The 18,055-nt window shown below is 38.1% G+C and carries 12 protein-coding genes and 1 pseudogene; 6 read left to right on the forward strand and 7 right to left on the reverse strand.

All coding sequences use genetic code 11. From position 1 onward, the window contains the following. Positions 1 to 131 precede the first annotated feature (131 nt). The 5 genes and pseudogenes from AC1D0K_RS13745 (at position 132) to AC1D0K_RS13765 (ending at position 8,955) form a co-directional block, all read left to right on the forward strand. Complete coding sequence (locus AC1D0K_RS13745) at positions 132 to 3,014, forward strand: hypothetical protein (RefSeq protein WP_477398614.1); 2,883 nt, start codon at positions 132 to 134, stop codon at positions 3,012 to 3,014. A 115-nt stretch (positions 3,015 to 3,129) separates the two neighbouring features. Further along, positions 3,130 to 4,124 (forward strand): annotated as a pseudogene (locus AC1D0K_RS13750) (SDR family NAD(P)-dependent oxidoreductase). 72 nt (positions 4,125 to 4,196) lie between these two features. Further along, entirely contained in the window at positions 4,197 to 5,030 is an 834-nt protein-coding gene (locus AC1D0K_RS13755) for an AraC family transcriptional regulator (RefSeq protein ID WP_477398616.1), read from the forward strand. 228 nt (positions 5,031 to 5,258) lie between these two features. Continuing rightward, a complete protein-coding gene (locus tag AC1D0K_RS13760) occupies positions 5,259 to 7,643 on the forward strand; it encodes a PAS domain S-box protein (protein ID WP_477441997.1) in 2,385 nt (794 codons plus the stop codon). A gap of 487 nt (positions 7,644 to 8,130) precedes the next feature. After that, positions 8,131 to 8,955, forward strand: a complete 825-nt coding sequence (locus AC1D0K_RS13765) for an SGNH/GDSL hydrolase family protein (protein ID WP_477441999.1) — start codon at positions 8,131 to 8,133, stop codon at positions 8,953 to 8,955. A gap of 146 nt (positions 8,956 to 9,101) precedes the next feature. On the opposite strand, the gene AC1D0K_RS13770 is transcribed toward AC1D0K_RS13765, so the two are convergent. Beyond that, entirely contained in the window at positions 9,102 to 10,361 is a 1,260-nt protein-coding gene (locus tag AC1D0K_RS13770; protein ID WP_477397931.1) for a glycosyltransferase, read from the reverse strand. 125 nt (positions 10,362 to 10,486) lie between these two features. On the opposite strand from AC1D0K_RS13770, the gene AC1D0K_RS13775 reads away from it, so the two are divergent. Beyond that, entirely contained in the window at positions 10,487 to 10,648 is a 162-nt protein-coding gene (locus AC1D0K_RS13775) for a hypothetical protein (protein WP_477397929.1), read from the forward strand. A gap of 620 nt (positions 10,649 to 11,268) precedes the next feature. On the opposite strand, the gene rfaE2 is transcribed toward AC1D0K_RS13775, so the two are convergent. The 6 genes from rfaE2 to AC1D0K_RS13805 form a co-directional block, all read right to left on the reverse strand. Next, positions 11,269 to 11,772, reverse strand: coding sequence for a D-glycero-beta-D-manno-heptose 1-phosphate adenylyltransferase (gene rfaE2 / locus AC1D0K_RS13780; RefSeq protein WP_295719214.1), 504 nt, complete (start codon positions 11,770 to 11,772; stop codon positions 11,269 to 11,271). 3 nt (positions 11,773 to 11,775) lie between these two features. After that, positions 11,776 to 12,090: a response regulator gene (locus AC1D0K_RS13785; protein ID WP_477397926.1), complete on the reverse strand. Its 315-nt coding sequence runs from the start codon at positions 12,088 to 12,090 to the stop codon at positions 11,776 to 11,778. 928 nt (positions 12,091 to 13,018) lie between these two features. After that, positions 13,019 to 14,314, reverse strand: coding sequence for a WcaI family glycosyltransferase (locus tag AC1D0K_RS13790; protein WP_477397924.1), 1,296 nt, complete (start codon positions 14,312 to 14,314; stop codon positions 13,019 to 13,021). Between the two features lie 69 nt (positions 14,315 to 14,383). After that, complete coding sequence (locus AC1D0K_RS13795; RefSeq protein ID WP_477397922.1) at positions 14,384 to 15,268, reverse strand: class I SAM-dependent methyltransferase; 885 nt, start codon at positions 15,266 to 15,268, stop codon at positions 14,384 to 14,386. A gap of 200 nt (positions 15,269 to 15,468) precedes the next feature. Continuing rightward, on the reverse strand, positions 15,469 to 16,344 hold the full coding sequence (locus AC1D0K_RS13800; RefSeq protein WP_477397920.1) for a glycosyltransferase family 2 protein: 876 nt from the start codon (positions 16,342 to 16,344) through the stop codon (positions 15,469 to 15,471). A 3-nt stretch (positions 16,345 to 16,347) separates the two neighbouring features. Continuing rightward, complete coding sequence (locus AC1D0K_RS13805; RefSeq protein WP_477397918.1) at positions 16,348 to 18,054, reverse strand: GMC oxidoreductase; 1,707 nt, start codon at positions 18,052 to 18,054, stop codon at positions 16,348 to 16,350. Position 18,055 lies beyond the last annotated feature (1 nt).

Genomic DNA, 18,055 nt, shown 5'->3' on the forward strand with positions numbered 1-18,055 from the left:
GGACCCCTTTAGATCAGCCGTGGCAACCACACAACGTCCTTTTTTCACGTGCGAATTTTTGAAACTTAATTATTGAGTTTCTTGCTTATGTTATTCATTATCAATAGATTTATTGAACCAAACCTCTTCTCATGAAATCATTTTTTACAAAGCTTCTCCACTGGATCACGCCAAATTTCAGGTTGCTGTTTTTGCTTTTTACTGCCGGGCTTTTTATAACTGCCACGCTTACTCAAAAGGATAAGTACCTGGTCATTACAGCGCACGCGCCCAAGGCAATCTTGTCCTGGGAAACCAATTTAAACAATTCGGACAGGGATAAAATGTTGAAGGAATGGGGTATAACCTACAAAAACCTGCTCGTATATAAAAATACCGATACACCAAGAGTAGTAAAGGTAACCGGGCTTAAAACAGTGATTGCCCAAAATCAAGCCGACTATGCCTTTATTATATTTTATGTTGGCTTTTTACTATTGTTAATTTCCCGTTTAATTCGTGTTGACGGTTACAGCCCCAGGTTTAATTGGCTATTTATCGCTTTAGCGCTTTTTACTGTTTTAGGTGGCATTCTTGACTATATAGAGAATTTTGGAACATCCAAAATAGTTCATCTGTATATGGCAAACCCCAAAAATCCATTACCTGATGCAAGTATAGTTGGGTATCCATCCCGCTTAAAATGGATATTACTTATAGCAGTACTGGCCATTATTCTTTGGCAGTCTATTATTCTCGATCTCGCTTTGTTGTGGCTCGGAATGATCACCGATTTTCTTAAAAAAGGCACGCAACTATTTTGGCGTTGGAGGGTGATGCTCTTTACCTTACTGATTGTTTTTGCATTGCTTTATATCAGCGATCAGGGACAGGATCTCTTACTTTCTTTAAACGCCGAGAAATTGGGCGTATACCTGTTCCTGTTTTCTACATCCATTATCGCTTTGTTATGCTGGTATTTACCTAAAATTCTTGAGTATGACGGAGTAATGAATTATGCTCAATTCTTTTTTAAATCAGTCGATTTTAAGGTAGATCCGCAAACCCACAAAAGGCCAAAGGCCGAAGTAGATTTGAGCCGCCTGCTTGGTGCAGCCGGTTTTCTTATTCCGGCGGTTGGGATTTTCAAGGTTATGGACAATTACCATATGGACTATTGGTTTTCGGGTATACCTCCTTTAGCTATATTCCTGTTGATGTTAATTGTGTACAGGATTATTTTAGAGCATCATTGGATAGATGGTTTTTATAAGAATACTAACGGCGAGATTAACTGGATAAAATATGGTATAACCATAATAGTATTGTTCATTCCAATGGTTATTTGGGGCATGGATAAAAATAATACACAACCTTATGCCATTGTTCATCTTGCTTTAGACTTAATCATATTATCAATTCTTTTTTTAATCACAACCACGTTGCGCACCTGCAGTGGCATTATTAAAAAATGGCCAATTGCACCTTTTATCACCTTAACCGGCCTGGCTTGCCTGGCGTTCTTTATCGCCTGTAATTTTCCGTCATTCCTGGCCAGGTTTATTTACAGCTCAAGGTTTTATACCATGCCCTTCGTGTTTTTCGCGGTAGCTGGCTACTTGTTATTCTTTACCTATTTGCTGTTTATCGGAAAAAAAACAGGTGTTACCTGGATAACCATTTTATTGGTTATCACTTTTATTGGTGCGTCAAGCAGCGTAACAAATTACCATGGTATAGCAGTTTTAACAGATACAACTCATTGCAAAACTAAAAATGGAGTTGATACATCCTGCGTGAAAACAGCCGACTCCTTAAATACTTATGCCGAAAAGTGGCTGCTTGGAAGAGAACAGGAAATAGACAACTATTATAAACAGTATAAAAAGAGTTATCCTGTTTATTTTGTGAACGCGCATGGCGGGGGAGTCCGCGCAGCGGTTTGGACAACCATGGTAATAGGCACACTGGATAAAGAGATGCGGGCCGATACCGGGAAATTCAATAAATTGGGTTTTCAGCATTACGCATTTTCTTATTCCGGCGCTTCGGGTGGCACTGTTGGGTTAATGTTATTGGATGCGTCAAGACATGCACACCTAAAGGACCTCGCTAATGACCAGTTTTTTTATCCACATAATTCATGGTCCTTATATGGTACAGATAATTTAACATCAGATATTATTGCCTTGTTGGGCCGCGATATGGTTTATTCCAGTTTTGGATTATCGGGCATACCCGATAGAGCAAGGCTAATGGAAATGGACTGGGAACAAAATGCTTTACATCGTAACATCGATTTAAAACTACCATTTATGTCTATGTGGTATGATAGTAAAACGGAGCTTCCCTTACTGTTTTCAAATACTTATGATATCCCATCCGGGAATAAAGGAATTATAGCCCCGGTGTTGTTAAATTCAAAAGACTTTCCGTCGGCTATATTCCTGGAACAGGAAATTCCTGGCAGGGGGGATATGCGCGTAAGTACTGCAGGGTTTCTGAGTGCCAGGTTTCCTTATGTAAGCCCCACAGCCAAATTGAACAATAACAGGCATTTTACAGATGGAGGTACTATTGAAAATTCAGGCGGGGAAACCTCCCTGCAAGTGATAAAAGTGTTTGAGAGCGTACGGGCAAAATTGATAGCCGACAATCACCCTATACTCAAAAATATAAGCATCAATATCTTGGCGCTACCTAACAGTATCGCCGGTATAGAATCTCCTGTGTACGATAAAAACTTTTATGAACCACTCGGGCCGCCATTGGGCGCACTTAACGTTGGAAGTGCAAATAGTGTTAGGGCAGAATTAATCAACTGCCGGTTGCCAACAAAAACCAATGGATATACCTACGTAAGTTTTCAGCCTTCGGCCTACAAATTTAATGGAAAACCATTCTGGCCTGTGCTTCCCTTAGGATGGCAGATATCGAATGCCGCCCTCGAAGCGCTGGAACATAGTGCAACCATGCCTTCGTCAAAATTGGATACCATATTTAAAAGGTTTGGGGTGAAGAGGATCAAGCATTAGACTTTCAACTTCATCCTCCACTCAAAAATTGACGTTTTAAACAAAGTAAATTGACGTTTTAAACAAAGTGACTTCATGGTGGTATCGTTAATTTTGTCTTATAAAAATTTAAAAGATGAAATTAACAGACAATTACAACGGCACTTTACAGCAACCTATTAATTCCGGGTTTGGCGCAACATCCACCGTGCATGATGTTATAAAAGGAATTGATCTTAATGGTAAAACAGCTATCGTAACCGGCGGATATGCTGGTATAGGATTGGAAACAGTGAAAGCTTTTGTAGCTGCGGGTGCTCAAGTAGTTGTACCGGCCCGGGATATCCATAAAGTGAGGAAATGGATCTTATGGATCCGGAATCTATAAATGCATTTGCAGAAAAGTTTCTTTCTACAAATAATGCCCTTCATATCCTTGTTAATAATGCCGGCATTATGTGGGTGCCATTACAATGCGATAGTCGGGGTTATGAATCGCAGCTTTCTACCAACCATTTGGGGCATTTTCAACTCACGGCAAAACTTTGGCCGGCGTTAAAAAAAGCAAATGGTGCCCGTGTGATTAATGTATCCTCATACGGCCACCAAATGGCGCCCTTCAATTTTGATGACCCAAACTTCACTAACCGGGAGTATGAAACATTACAAGGTTACGGACAATCCAAAACAGCCAATAATCTTTTCACGGTTGAACTCGACTATCGTGGTAAAGCTTTTGGCGTACGGGCTTTTTCCTTACATCCCGGATCGATAATTGGTACCGATCTTGGACGTGTTGCCCCTATGGCTTTATTTCAGCAAATGGGCACTCATGATGCCAACGGAAATATCTTTCCCGAAGTAGCAGTTAAACTCAAAAATGTTGCGCAGGGGGCGGCCACGTCGGTTTGGTGTGCTACCAGTGCACAGTTAAATGGCATTGGCGGTGTATACTGCGAGAACTCAGGTATAGCTGAACTGGATGAAGGGAATATTGAACATAATTATGATGATCCTTTATCCCTGAGAGGGGTAAAGCCTTATTCAGTTGATGCGGAAAACGCCAAAAAACTATGGTCATTAACCGAAAGAATGACAGGTGTACATTTTCCGCTAATTGATATTTACTGATCATACATATTTGTTTAACAAGCCGGATACATTATTCGGCTTGTTTTATTTTGTAAATTTACTGTTGAAACAATGGAGTTTGAAACAAAATATATTACTGCCGATATTAAACTTTCGGAGTTTAATGGCAAGGCCTTTAAAACAGAGGTGATGTTTGAGCATCATATGCTGGTTTGGTTCATTTCGGGCGAAACGAAGATTATACAGGCTGATGCAACCTTTATTTTCAATGCAGATGATGTTTTTCTTATTCCCCGTAACCAATTGGCTACTGTTATCAATTATCCAAAAGATGGGCACCCGCACAAGGCTGTTGCCATGCATCTTACCAAAGAGAGGTTAACGGACTTTTACGCCAGGCATAACGCGATTGGCAAGGTACAGCCGCTTAAAAAAGTATATAGGTTTTCAAAGCATCCATTGTTGGAAAGTTGCCTTGCATCGCTGATCCCTTATTTCGACCTGGGCGAAAACCTCCCTTCAGATATAGCCGCGATTAAAATTGAAGAAGCTATCTGCATATTAAGAACAATTGATAAAAGTGTGGACGGTTTGCTCGCTAATTTTGAAGAACCAGGTAAAATAAACCTCACCGATTTTATGGAGCGCCATTACATGTTCAACATGACATTGGATAGGTTCGGGTACCTTACCGGCCGCAGCCTGGCAACTTTCCGGAGGGATTTTAAAAAGGCCTTTAATACAACACCACAAAAATGGCTGACAGAAAAGCGGCTGGAACTGGCGCATTACCACATAGCAGAAAAGCAACGAAAACCCATTGATGTTTATGTTGAAGCAGGTTTTGAAAATCTTTCCCATTTTTCATACGCGTTTAAAAGTCACTTTGGGTATCCACCCAATACCTTGCTTAATAAAATAACATCATTAAATAAAACTTTCTGATTAACAGTTTGTTAAAACGGTAGATCGATTTTTGGATATGGTCTTGTAAAATGAAAACCCACTTTGTCGCATTAACGCCAGTTGCGGAAAGTTTTATCTATGAACAAGCAGTTGCGGAATAAAACTACCGGATTTTAGTTTTAAATTACCGGGGAAATGTATTGGCCGTTTTTTTGAATTTTTAGTAGCTCAATACAACAAATTGGAATATTGCTTGTTGCGTTTATCATGTCAGAATCTCATCCGATATTTTTGCCCATCCCTTTGGTAGGAAACAAGGGGGAGTATACCAATAATTATTTGGCAAATATTTTATATAATGAATTGCCTGTCGCTGTTTATACTTGCGACAGTTTGGGCTATATTACCTCATACAATATAGCCGCAGAAAAACTTTGGGGCAGAAAGCCCGAAATTGGCAAAGATCTTTGGTGTGGTTCCTGGAAAATATATTATTTAAACGGGAAGCCTATGCCGCTTCATTTGTGTCCGATGGCCCGGACGCTTAAAGAGGGCGTTGCCATTGAAGGCGAAGAGATCATAGTAGAACGGCCGGATGGTACAAGAGTTAAAGTAAAACCCTGCCCGGCCCCTGTTTTTAATGAAGCGGGTATTTTAACAGGTGCTATAAATACCCTGATTGATGTAACACGATTAACCGAAGGAGAAGAAAAACAGGCTATGCTTGCTGCTATCGTCAACTCTTCTGATGATACCATTATCAGTAAAACATTGGATGGTATTATTACCAGCTGGAACCCGGCGGCGGAAAGAATGTTTGGTTTTACAGCAAATGAAGCCGTTGGTAAGCATATTTCACTGATTATTCCTCCTTCCCGTATCAAAGAGGAAGAATTTATTATCGGACAAATAACCAAAGGAAATAAATTAGATCATTTTGAAACTATTCGTGTAGCGAAGGACGGCCATGAAATTCCAATCTCCATAACGGTCTCGCCGATAATAGGGAGTGGCGGCAAGGTCATTGGCGCATCAAAAATTGCACGTGATATAACGGAAAGAAAAAAAGCTGAAGAAAAACAGTCTATTCTGGCTTCAATTATTGATACTTCTGATGATACTATCCTGAGTAAAACATTAGGGGGGATCATCACCAGCTGGAACCGGGCGGCCGAAAAAATGTTTGGTTATACAGAAGCTGAGGTGTTAGGTAAACATATATCCCTTATAATACCGCCAGTCCGCATGGGCGAAGAAGAATTTATTATCGGGGAAATTATCAAGGGAAACAGAGTTGACCACTTTCAAACCATCCGGATTGCAAAGGATGGGCATGAGGTCCCCATTTCACTTTCAATATCTCCAATAACAGACAGCACCGGAAAAATCATTGGTGCCTCTAAAATTGCCCGTGACATCAGCGAACAGCAGGCTGGTCATGAGGCCACGCGGACCTATACCAAACGTTTGGAGGTCATCAATACGATAATAGAAACCATTTCGGAAGAACTGGACCTAAATAAGATCATACAAAAAGTAACCGACGCAACAACCGAGCTAACCGGTGCGAAATTTGGCGCGTTCTTTTATAATACCGTTGATGCGAAAGGCGAATCAATGATGTTATACACACTTTCGGGTGCGCCTAAGGAAGCTTTTGAAAAATTTAGCATGCCCCGCAATACAGCCGTTTTCAATCCAACTTTCTCTGGGCATGGTGTTGTAAGATCAGCTGATATTACCAAAGATCCCCGTTATGGGAAGAATACCCCTTATCATGGTATGCCTGAAGGGCATTTGCCCGTTGTTAGTTATTTGGCGGTGCCAGTTATTTCCAGGGGAGGGGCTGTTATAGGCGGTTTGTTTTTTGGACATCCGGAGCCTGGGAAATTTACAAAAGAACATGAAAATCTTGTATCGTCTATCGCAGCGCAGGCTGCCATTGGTATAGATAATGCCAAATTATACGAGGAGGCTAAGGTTTTGAATGATAAAAAAGATGAATTTATTGGTTTAGCCAGCCATGAATTAAAAACACCGTTAACAAGCATAAGCGCATATTTGCAAATTCTCCATCGTTTAGAAACCAATGAAAACAGCAAGAGGTTTGTGGATAAGACAATGCACCAGGTAAAGAAACTTATAACCCTGGTAAATGACCTGCTGGATGTATCTAAAATTGAGGCAGGAAAAATGCAGCTGGCCACAGAAAAATTTGAGATAAAAACTGTTGTAGAGAATGCTATTGAGCTGATACAACAATCCAATATCAATTACCAGATCATATTGGAAAGTAAAGTTCATGGTTTAAAAATAAATGGAGATCCTCATCGGATTGAGCAGGTACTCATTAATCTGCTGACCAATGCCATCAAATACTCACCAAAAGCAAATAAGGTGGAAGTATTTCTGAGCAATACAAAAGATCAGGTAACAATTGGTGTAAAGGATTACGGATTGGGTATTGCCGCAGATAAACTTTCGCAAATATTCTCGAGGTTTTTCAGGATTGAAGGTAATGACCCAGGTATATCAGGATTGGGCATAGGACTATATTTAACTAGCCAAATAGTCGACAGGCACAACGGTAAAATATGGGCTGAAAGTGAACTTGGGAAAGGTAGTACTTTTTGGGTTACGCTTCCTATTTAGAGGCCGTGAGCTGAGAATATTATGAAAATGATTACAAGGGGCGGGCATGTTGAATGTCTGCCCTTTGTTGTTGTATGGTAAGCCGATGATCCTTATATTTTGCACACCACGACTGTCGCAATCAGTGCGATCATGACGGTGAAGAACCAGAAAGTTGTGTTATTTTTCATAATCTAATTTACCTGTTTAAGAGAGGATTATGGTCAGAACTGTGTCAAACCCTTACTGTTATTTCTATTTTCATTTCTTGGGGATGATTGAAAGGAAGTAAGGATTCACCCGCGAACTTAGCTTTCGGACAAATGGGGCGGAGGAACTCTGGGATCCGGTTACCGGAACTTACAGAGCCGGTGACGATTCAACAGAGAAATATAAAGTAACTTCATAGCTTTGAATTAGAAACTCAAACAATGGTTTTACAGCCAATTTATACAGTTAGTAAATAAAAGTAGATCGATAACCACCCTATCAAATAACAGTACCCAATATGAAAATAAAACTAATACTTGCATCCATTTTATTGTGCTTTACGTCGTTTAAACCGGTTGAAATTACATGGACTGCCATTGGTGATTCAATTACTTACCTCAATGACCACCTGGACGAAACTGGAAACAGGGTGACCAAAGGGTATCTGACCAGGGTAGTAGAGCAACTGCCAAATATCAAATACATTAATCAGGGACATAATGGTTGGACAGCTATTGGAATAGCTAAAGAAATTGACAACCTGGGGCTCAAAAAAACAGATGTTTATTCGGTTTTACTGGGCACAAATGATTGGTGGGCTGGCCTACCATTAGGTAATCTTGATGATTATAAAAATAATACAGGACTTAATACCGTATGCGGCGCTTATCGTATCATTATAAATAAAATAAGGTCGTTAAATCCTGATGCCAAAGTTATACTCATTACGCCATTGCAGCGGGGCGATTTTATTTACATAGCCGACAGTCATAATAACGCCACCGGATCATATAACGCCAAAAATGGTCAGGAACTTTCGCAATTTGCCGCGGCTGTGAAGGAAATAGGCAGCTATGAGCATTTTAAAGTTGTAGACCTCTATAATAAAAGCGGTATAAGGTTAAGTAACGTGGTGAAATTTAAAAGGCTGAAAGATCCCTCGACAGGAAACTATAAAAAATACAAATATCCTGATTATAAAGGGATCACTTTTAATCCGTCGACAGATGAATATCCTTATCCCCCTGAGGCGATTAATTATACCTACGATGGTCTGCATCCATCTGATAAGGGAAATAAAAAAATTGCCGATATGTTAACTAAAGAGATAATGGAAAACTAATCTGAATAGTTTCAATGGGATTGGATTCGCGCCCGGATGGCTTAGCTCATCAGAGCTTTAGTTTGTTTCTGGTTTTAATCGTATCTGGTAATACTTCAGGATTGCCGATAACTACTCAGATCGGATGTTTCGCGAGGTTTTGATATTTATAATTTTTGGTAAAAGCTGCAAATCTCATGGCATGCTTTTACTGTTCCATTTTCGCCATTTATTTCCCCGGCAATTTGTTTTGCCGCAAGTGTATAATTGGGGTTTTTCAAGAGTAGAAGGAGTTGTTGTTGCAGATTTTTAACGGTTAGATTTTCCCTATAAATAACTTCACCCATGCCCAATTTTTTAACCCGGAATACATTATCTGGTTGATCATGGCTAAAGGGGATTCCTATCATTGGTTTTCCTGCCCGCATAACTTGAGCTACTGTTCCAATACCACCCTGATTAACTATTACAGAACATTTGCCAAACGCTTGATTAAATGGAATATAGTCGCCAACATAAACGTTTGAATCAAGATCAGAAGGGATATTTACACTATTATTCCCTTTTAAGATAACTGCACGGGTATTTATACTTTTTAGGGCTTCAAAGCAGATTTCGTAAAAATCTTCTGCTGTTTGTACTGCTGCCGTTCCCAGTGTAAATAATATGGGCTGCTCACCTTCGTTAAGGAATGACTCAAGGCCCGGATTAACTGAAGAATTATCATAAAAACAAAAGCCGGTAATGATATTATTTTGTGGCCAATCCGGTTGTTTTTTGGCAATAACAGATGAAAACAGGGAGAGTGTTAAATAAGGCGAGTGCAATTGTTCGAAAACCGGATCTCGGCCTTTAGGAAGTTTCAATTGTTTTCTAAAGGTATCAACAGGTTTGCCCCAGGATTTAACTACTTGTTTTGTTATATTGATAAATAATTTATTTGCTCCTCTGCCCAATTGAGGTAAATATTGAAAAACAGGTGAGATCGGAAATACGGGTGGATCATATGATGATAAATAAATATTGGGCGATAGCGCACAGGATATCCATGGCATTTTTAACTTTTCCGCCACAATTGGCCCGGCATAGCAAATAGAATGTGTGATTAATAGATCTGCGGTTGATGCTATGGAAATTAAATCTTCATAGCTTTCTTCAATATGCCCGTAAATTACTTCTTTGATTATAAATTCACCACCTCGTTTTAAATCCATCGCTTTTTTGGCGATTTCTTCATTATTAATATAGTTAGAAAACAATGGCCTCACTAAATGGAAAGATAACCCGGTTTTTTCAACCGTGACTTTATAAATATCGCTTGTAGCAATTATTACGTCGAATCCGAGTTCTTTTAATTCTAATCCAATGGATAGGTAAGGGTTAAGATCCCCTAACGAACCAAAAGTGTAAATTACTATTCTCGACATATTAGATATATTACAGGCAAAGGTTTTTATTTAAAATCGAGCATTATAAACACCTAATATATTAATATATCAACGCATTTTTCACGTATCACCATTCAAAAAGCTACTTTCAATAATTTTCAGATATGCGCATACATTGCGGCTACTCGGGAGGCGCCCAGCTCACCAAAACTATGCATATTTCTCTCCAAACTACTCTTCATATCGGCTACAACCTGTTTAACGCCTTGCTCCTGATCCCCTGTTACTACAAAAAAATCCCGATCATTATAAATAACCGGGACTAAATTATTAGTGAGATAAAACTAAAGCCCAAAGCATAAATACCATGCTTCGGGAATAAAAAGGGGCATAATAAAACAATAAATTTTAAGCCCGGAACAACTCTTCGATGCTATCTTTCGATGTTTGATTAATTTTTTCCATGCGGTATAAACATGAATATCAAAATCATAATTGGTATAATTACAACGAAGAATACATTTCTAAGTTGTATCGTATCGGCGTTACCGAGGATAACTGCTTTAAAAGATTTTGCCAAAGTTTTCATTTTATTTAATTAGTTTAAGTTTTAATATTTAAAAAAGTAGAGAGGGGGCCAACTGTCAATTACAATTGAAACGAAATTGGTTCTGTTAATTGCCGTTATTGAACTTTGCTATTGGTATTCACAGATTACGCCGGTTAGCATCTGCATTTAAGGCTTTTATGTATGCTAAGCTTGCGACGCCGTATTAATCGCGACAGGTTTAAGAGGACTGCATTCAATTCGTCATAAATATCTTCAGCCATTTATAGCTTAAGGACGAAATTATTAAAAGGGGTAATCTAGGATTTGTTCTTAAATAAGATTAATACGCTTGCTAAGCTGGATTGTTCTTATTAGGGAGCATCTATAATTAATCTTTTATAAAGTCTGTTCTTTTATTTTTTCAATTATTGATGTTGATGAATATCCTTCTACCAAATCAATTGTTTTAACCTCTCCGCCATTTGCAATAACTACTTCGGCGCCTACTATATTTTCAATTGAATAATCAGCGCCTTTAACCAATATATCGGGCATTAATGTGCTGATTAAGTTAAGAGGCGTGCTTTCATCAAATATTACTACAGCATCCACAAAAAATAACGCGGCTAATAAAGCTGCACGGTTATTTTGATCGTTTATTGGCCTGTCATTTCCTTTAATAAGTTTTACTGATATGTCTGCATTAAGCCCTATAACCAATTTATGACCTAATTCTGCAGATTTAGCCAGGTAAGTGATGTGGCCAATGTGTAGAAGATCAAACACACCGTTGGTGAAGACAACTTTTTTACCTTCGCCCTGCCAATACTTTATTTGTTTTTTGAGCGGGGTAATTTGGCTTATTTTATCAAGTAATGTTTTTTCAATACCAATTTTCATATTCTAAAGATTGTTTTTGCCCGAAGTTGGTTGGTAACCTTCAAATATTTTTTTTAGGGCCACGGTAGTCATAGGTTTAATTATATAATCTTTAACAAAAGTATATTTCCTGGATTGTGATATTTCGTTGGGGTCAATTGATGAAGAGATGACATATACCAGTATTGATTTGCTGAATTTTTTATGTGCTTTTTCAAAATGTTCTAAAAAATCCCAACCATTCATTATCGGCATATGCAAGTCAAGAAATATAATATCGGGTAGTTCATCGGCATTATCCTTGTTTTCGTCTAAAAAAATCAAGGATAGTAAAGCCATTATCACTATGTTTTATCTTATCAAGATCCAGAGAGATATATAGTTTCAGCATTCTATTCATGATAAAATGCTGAATCGGTTCATCATCTATGATTATTAAATTCACATAATTTAGGTTAGTTAGGTTTAATTATTGAACTATTCGTATTGGTTTTTAATTACGTAACCTAATTCCTTTAACACTCTTTCCTTCTGGAACAAGGTAATATCAGATGGCACTATATCATGGACCAGCATTTTTAGATCATACCTAGCCGGTAATACCTGTAATTAGGGCAATTTTTTTCACAGTGATTTGATTTAGATTTAATGAATTATAGGTTTTTGACAAAGCGGGTTGCCTATCAAAATGAAATTTGGTTTAGTGCCGGGATTTTAAATAATATAAAATTTAAGCGGGGAGTAAGGGGTAACTTATAAAATTATACCAATACAATCGATGCAACCAACCGAATGTGGTATTAAAATTAAGGCGTAATTAAGTTATAGTTTTCAACCCCATAATGGTGATAATGGAGTAGTTTAAACCGGGAATTACCTGACTTTCTCGATATGCAGGAGGTTTTTTGGTCTGGAAAAAGAAATTTCAGACTCGCTAAACAAGTAGTTTGAAGAAGAGTATTCATAAATCTTAACATCAGTTAAGGATACTGTTATAACATCCTTGCTTTCTGTAAATGATACTACTGAACCATAAAAAGTAAGATCACGTTCTATGTCTGTCACATAGATTTTGCCATCGATGGGTGAAGTCATTACAGAAGAACCTTTAAATGAAAAATACGGATACCGTTCCACTTTTTGTTTTTTTCTGTATACGTACCATTCAGCCAATGGTTATACTTTTTATTACATATTTTAATTTTTTTTCTGATGCTTTTTTGATTTGTATATATGCTTACAAAACACGCAGCTAAAATTTATAAAATCACTTTAATTCCAGGTACTCAAGCGATTGTCGATCTTCTTCATTGACCTTTATTGGTCTGTCCTCTAAAATGCCGAGGATCTTTTTAAGTATGCTATTTTTATTTAAATGGTTCTCGGCATATATTCGTCCATTTGATTTCACAAGGGAGTTATCAAGTGTACAACATGATAGAATTGCATTTTCAAGTGATCTTAAATTTTCTGATGGTATAACTACACCCATCCTGTTATCATTTATAATTTCAAATAAATTTGTTCCCGGTTCGGCTGTAACTAAAGCCAGGCCGCCTACTGCTAATATGGTTGTTAATTTTGATGGCATAACCAAATCGCTTGCGCTCTTTTTTTGAAGAACCAGGTGTATATCAGCCATGTTTAAAAAATTATTGAACATATCGGGTTCCTGTAAAGGCACAAAATGAACATTATGGAGTTTCATTTCCCGGGCACTTTCTATAAGTTTTTCCTTATAAGGCCCGGTACCGCAAATTACAAACTTTATAAAGCCCGATGATTCAAGTTGTTTGGCAACTTGAAGTATACCATCCAATCCTTGTTTTTCACCAATACTGCCCGAGTATAATACTATCTTATCTTTTGGATTAAAGCCCCACAGTATTTTCAGTTCGGCGTTATCATATAAGGGACAATAAGTGGCTGTATCAACCCAATTAGGGAAAAATAGTATTTGCTTATCTATTTTGTTTGATACTTTTTTTAACATCCCGGCAGAGATGGTGCTTACAAAATTTACTCTTTGCATAATTTGTTTTTCAAGTGCAAAAAGAGCTTTGAACGCCGCCTTTGATTTAAGTATTTCCAGATCGCGGGCTGCTTCTATCTGTAAGTCCTGGATATGATAAATTATTTCACCTCCTTTAAAAAAACGATATATCAGCGCCAGAAAACCTAGATGAAAGGGGGGAGCGATGCAGAAAATATAATCTTTTTTTGGCTTAAATAACAGGTAAATAATCATTATCAACGACGATAGAAAGAAACTAAATTCCTGAATAAGTCGTTTTAAGCCACTTGGCTGTTCGGGAACGTACATGGGGCATCGGTAAATATGTAATTTACCGTTCTTTAACGTCTCTCTTTTATAAAATCGGTTTTTATAGGGCTTTTGTATTTTCCAGTATGGATAATATGGAAAAGCGGTCACTGTAGTACAATAAAAATTGTTTTCAATAAGCCAATCAACCATTTCACCTGTGTATTTCCCTATGCCGGTAAGTTCTGGTGAAAAATTAATTCCTATTATAAGCACACTTTTTTCTTCTGGGGCCAACATGTCTAATAATTTTAAAAGTGTTATTGGGTATTATGATATTGTTTATTTTGTTTGGGAAAACAGGTGAAATCACGCTGATTTTTTTGCGAGGCACATCAAAGAGAGCGCGCTTGCATTGGCATATGGATTTCTTCCGGAAAGTAAGTTGCCTAATTGGTATTTAAGCTCAGGCAAACCTTTTTTTCCAGCTAATACTTCCTCACCAAGTTCATGGTTATGCGGGAAAACGCTTACACGAAAACCAAGCGGTTCAAGTGTATCAGAAAACAGAGCGTTGGAAACGCCATGCCCTGGTTTGTGATGAATTTCGCAGGCCAATCCCCAAAATTGCTGGCTCTGCGTTTTATGAAAGCCCCGACCGGTGATCCTGTATATTAATTTTCTGCTGTTCCATAGTAGTTTAGCTATACCCTGGTAATCCCATGCGCTTAATTGCGGGTCATGGTCTGTTATCAATATTCCACCGGGTTTTACTAAACGTGCTGCCTCTGCCAAAACAGCACCCATGTTTTCGCAATGGTGCAGCGCGGCGTTTAAGGTAACCACATCAGCAAATCCAGATATAAAGGGTAGGGAAGTGGCATCAGCCAATACACTGGTGTACCCCAGGTCGTTTGCTAATTCAAGTGATTTTGGCGCAACATCAATACCGATTAAAAGCTTTGGTTTACCTTTTAATGTTGCATAAATATTCCCCGGTCCACAACCAATATCTACAACAATTTTATCATCCCAACTCCCTATAGCGGCCAACCATCTTCTTTTAAATGAATCGCTCCGGTGGCAGTAGGTTAAATATTCTTCGGCCCACTCCGGCTCATTAAAATAATATGCATTGGCTTTTATTGCCTCTGATACTTTATCAATAGTAAATTCAATGTATTTATCATGGTGTGTATAATTTGCACCTGCTTTTAAAAAAGAAGTAATTGGTAAAACCTGGTACGCTTTCATAATTTTAATTGGATTAGGTTTATAAACTGAATTTATTTTTTGTAACTCTTTCTATAACTGTTGCGTATAATGGTGTAGACTATTTACAAATCCCGGGGTGAGTTTTAAATGTGTAAATGGCTTTAAAAAAACTGGATGACGTGTAATACTTGGATAGATAACAGTAAAAAAAATAGGTTATGCTTTACTTTAAAGGAGGCTTATTTAAGTTCCAGCTTTATTGAAATTTCTTCTTTTTGAATTGGAGGGATAGCTTTTATCTTATCTTTTCGTTTCAATAAAACCTCTCTCATTTTTATTGTAATCATGTGTTCATAAAAAGAGAGGTTTACGCAATATATTAATCCGGGTAAGCCTTCAATAAAACCTAAGTTGAAGACATAAGCCTGTATAAATCTTAGCAATGGCCAACCAGGCACTTTGCTGAGCCATGATTTAAGTGCCGGGTTACGCGAACTTCCATGCTTGCTGAAAATGTTTTTAAATGGCGGCTGATTATCCAAACGGGCAATAGCTTCCAGTGTTGAATAGCGATTGTGACGTTCTATCCAATGCGACCATCCTTTTGAAAAACCAAAATGAAGGTATGGCTCTTTTAAATATTCAACTTTGCCAATTACCTCATCTTCTTTTTGGCCATGACCAAAATCGGTATAGTTTACCCTGCCTTTTCTTATAAGTCTTAATTGCCATTTAGGAAAGTTATCTGAGTTTTTAAGCCATTTCCCTTCAAGCATCATTTTCCAGCAGCAATAGAAGCCCGCAATATCATCACCAGCGTTGTTGATAGCGGTAAGTACCGCTTTTTTAAATTCGCTGCTGGCCACTTCATCCGCATCTAAAAAAAGTATCCAATCATATTTGATTTTAATATTTTCAAGTGCAAAGTTTCGCTGTTTTCCAAAACTCTCAAATGCGTTAACTGACAACTTTGCTCCGTATGATTTTGCAATTTCACAGGTCTTGTCTGTGCTTAATGAATCAAGAACGTGTATATCATCTGTCAATGTTAATGATTTTAAGCATATAGGAAGGTCAGTTTCCTCATTTTTTGTTAGAATTATTACTGATACCATTTTTTATAAAATTGAATCAAAGGATATTTTAAAATTTTCTTTTTTAGGAATGTTAAGATTTGTAGGAAGACCGGTTAAGTGCTGAGCCAACCGTGCCGCAAAAGCCCCTAAAATAAAAGTGGGATTAGCCTGGCCTGATGTTGGGAAAACAGAACTGCTACATACATATATGTTATTAGTACCCCATACTTTTAAATTTTTGTCAACAACACCCATATCCGGCGAATCGGCAATTCTTGTAGTTCCGGACTGGTGAAGGCCATCTTTTGACATCTTTTTAATTGCTCCAGGTAAATCCTCTTTACTAAACCAATAGCTTAGTTCGCCGCAATTACAATCCTTTAACCATTTATCAAGTGCCTCGTGTAGTTTTATTACCGAGTCAACATCGGCATCTGTAGGCGAGTAGTTTATAATTAAGCTTTCACCATCTGATCCAAGTTTCATATAGTTGCCTGCAAAAGGGATCTGCTCTGCGTGAAAATGAAGTGCATATGTATTTTGCGGACTATACAGAAATATCCCCGGTAGTTTACGCTTAAGGCAATATCTTTTATAAAATATGGATGCCGGTTTTAAAAGTGAGTTTGGCAATCCTCGTACTATATTACCTAAATGTGCAGGTACCTTGTTTACTTTGCCTTTGGTGATGGAATGCGCTATAGCCGGAGGCGCTAATTTTTTGCCCAGTACCGGCGTTATCATTGCCATGTACATGAATGACATTGCCCCGCTTTTATGCTTAGGGTCAAAATATAAAGGGTTATCAAGCCAGATAGCTGTATTTAATAAATTGTTTTCTTTTAGAAACGTTGTATCAAACTGAAAGCGACGCCTGGTGTATGAACCATCAGTATCTCTTGAAAATGAATAATCGGTTTTTTTAGGATCGCCCGAAAAGCGTACAGAAGCGATTTTTCCGGATATATGCCCCTGGTAATATTTACCCAAAGCAAAAGGCGGGGCTCCTAATTGTTTAAATAATTGACTGTTACGTAGTAGTATACGAGTGCTTTCCTGTGCTCCGGCAGCAAGTATAAACCTGCCTGCAATTATCTTTTTTAGTTTTTGCGTTTCAACGTCCCTGATTATTAAAAAAGAGATGTTATTGTTTTCATCAGGTTCGGCAAAGTCCCTCGCTTCAAAACCCTGTAAAACCGTTAAGTTTTTTTGTGCTTCAATATCGGCGCTATAACGTTTTCCAAACCGGGTTGGCATACTGTAACGTTCCAGTACAGCATCTGTAACTATACCCTGTTTAAAACCATCGGCAATTGGTTTATGATTTAGGTTTGATGAGCCAGGAAAGGTAAACTCTGGTTTGCCGCATTCAAAATATTTAGCGGCAACAGGTACATGAGCCTTAACCTCTTCAAATATGGATTCGTCCCAAGTGCAGTTGCCGTTTAAAATAGGCCGGTCAATAAAATCAATGTCATCATACATAACACACCTGCCGCCCCAGGTGGCTGATGTGCCCCCTAAGCCTTTGTTTGTACACTCGGATGGAATATGATGGTTTTGCTGATTTTTAACATGTATTGATTTATCGAGATTGTTTTCGCCAGATTGTTGCTGGGAGCCATATTCCACTAATAGAACACTGTTTTGTGGGTTTAGGCGAGCGTACTCTAACGCGACAATTATACCGGCGGGGCCGCTCCCTAAAATACAGATATCATAATCTGGCAGAAGATTGTTTGCGTTCATA

It is taken from the genome of Mucilaginibacter sp. P1_A3 (assembly GCF_056406855.1).

What these genes read in the sequence shown, in the direction of transcription:
- AC1D0K_RS13800 (WP_477397920.1), bottom strand. Translation starts at nt 16,344, where the DNA reads ATGGTATCAGTAATAATTCTAACAAAAAATGAGGAAACTGACCTTCCT.
- AC1D0K_RS13785 (WP_477397926.1), bottom strand. Translation starts at nt 12,090, where the DNA reads ATGGCTTTACTATCCTTGATTTTTTTAGACGAAAACAAGGATAATGCC.
- AC1D0K_RS13805 (WP_477397918.1), bottom strand. Translation starts at nt 18,054, where the DNA reads ATGAACGCAAACAATCTTCTGCCAGATTATGATATCTGTATTTTAGGG.
- rfaE2 (WP_295719214.1), bottom strand. Translation starts at nt 11,772, where the DNA reads ATGAAAATTGGTATTGAAAAAACATTACTTGATAAAATAAGCCAAATT.
- AC1D0K_RS13770 (WP_477397931.1), bottom strand. Translation starts at nt 10,361, where the DNA reads ATGTCGAGAATAGTAATTTACACTTTTGGTTCGTTAGGGGATCTTAAC.
- AC1D0K_RS13765 (WP_477441999.1), top strand. Translation starts at nt 8,131, where the DNA reads ATGAAAATAAAACTAATACTTGCATCCATTTTATTGTGCTTTACGTCG.
- AC1D0K_RS13745 (WP_477398614.1), top strand. Translation starts at nt 132, where the DNA reads ATGAAATCATTTTTTACAAAGCTTCTCCACTGGATCACGCCAAATTTC.
- AC1D0K_RS13795 (WP_477397922.1), bottom strand. Translation starts at nt 15,268, where the DNA reads ATGAAAGCGTACCAGGTTTTACCAATTACTTCTTTTTTAAAAGCAGGT.
- AC1D0K_RS13755 (WP_477398616.1), top strand. Translation starts at nt 4,197, where the DNA reads ATGGAGTTTGAAACAAAATATATTACTGCCGATATTAAACTTTCGGAG.
- AC1D0K_RS13790 (WP_477397924.1), bottom strand. Translation starts at nt 14,314, where the DNA reads ATGTTGGCCCCAGAAGAAAAAAGTGTGCTTATAATAGGAATTAATTTT.
- AC1D0K_RS13775 (WP_477397929.1), top strand. Translation starts at nt 10,487, where the DNA reads ATGCGCATACATTGCGGCTACTCGGGAGGCGCCCAGCTCACCAAAACT.
- AC1D0K_RS13760 (WP_477441997.1), top strand. Translation starts at nt 5,259, where the DNA reads ATGTCAGAATCTCATCCGATATTTTTGCCCATCCCTTTGGTAGGAAAC.